A 962-nucleotide genomic window follows, 5' to 3' on the forward strand; every position below is an offset into this window, starting at 1 on the left:
GGATCACGTTTCAGCAGATCCAAAAATACGAGAAAGGCGTGAATCGCGTCGGGGCCGGGCGGCTCATGGCGATTTCTACGGCACTCGGCGCGCCAATCACTTCGTTCTTCGAGGGGCATGCGCTGAGCGACGGCAACGACAGCAATGCACCCCAGGTGCAAAGTTTGCTCACCACGCCGCAAGTGATCGAGCTGATCCGCGTTTTTGCCCAAATCAAAAGTCAGGCTATGCGTCAGGCTCTCATAACGATGGCTCACGCGGCAGCAAAAGAAGTTTGAAATTGATGAGAGCTCCTGTCAGCGGCTCTCAAATCATGTCAGGTTTCACAGGTCTTTCTTGCGCATGGAAGCATCTTCCTCGTCCCAACCGGCCAAGGACGGAAGAACTCGCACGGTCTCGATCGCGGCTGCGAGCCCTGGGACCGAGTTGATCTCAGCCTGGCTGAACGTCTGCGTGATATCCATGCCCTGAGCCCAGAAACGCAAGATTGCGGTTTGTAGGTGCGGATTTGAGCTGGAAGGATCCGACATGGCGATCTGCCCCATTTATGCAATTATGTTACATTAATCGATCTCTGGTCAGCAAGGCAACGTCGGCAGATTGTGTTTGTGTCTCTCGTGGCGGAAGCCCCTCGCGACTACCTTGATCGAACCGGTCCGAAAACGTGCTGACAAAAGCGCGCCACCCCCAAAGGCCGTCCCTTGTGAATTACGCTCCCACCACGTCGGGTCGGATCTTGTTGAGGAAATACATGTCGATGGCTCCGATATGCTTCACCTGAACGGAGCCACGGGCTTCGGTTTCGAAGAGACGTGACACTTGGTGCAGGGTGCTGGCGGAAATGTTCACCCTCCCCGGTTCGCAGGCTTCCTCCAAACGCTGCGCCACATTTACCGCATTGCCCCACACGTCATAGGTAAAGCGGCGCTGCCCGACGATCCCGGCGACGACCGGACCGGTGT

Annotated in this window: 2 protein-coding genes and 1 pseudogene; 1 reads left to right on the plus strand and 2 read right to left on the minus strand. The window is 56.5% G+C overall.

Annotation, left to right across the window (positions count from 1 at the left end; genetic code table 11):
- Positions 1–278, plus strand: a pseudogene (locus AC1DT3_RS22635) (hypothetical protein); the annotation flags it as partial.
- Positions 279–323: 45 nt separating this feature from the next.
- Here AC1DT3_RS22635 and AC1DT3_RS22640 read toward each other — a convergent pair.
- Complete coding sequence (locus tag AC1DT3_RS22640; protein WP_477467414.1) at positions 324–464, minus strand: hypothetical protein; 141 nt, start codon at positions 462–464, stop codon at positions 324–326.
- Between the two features lie 244 nt (positions 465–708).
- On the minus strand, positions 709–962 hold a 254-nt coding region (locus AC1DT3_RS22645), incomplete at its 5' end, for an adenylate/guanylate cyclase domain-containing protein (protein ID WP_477467415.1).

Source organism: Microvirga sp. P4_G7 (assembly GCF_056401005.1).

Excerpts from the sequence above, each read along its gene's own strand:
- AC1DT3_RS22640 (WP_477467414.1), bottom strand. The coding sequence starts at position 464 with ATGGATATCACGCAGACGTTCAGCCAGGCTGAGATCAACTCGGTCCCA.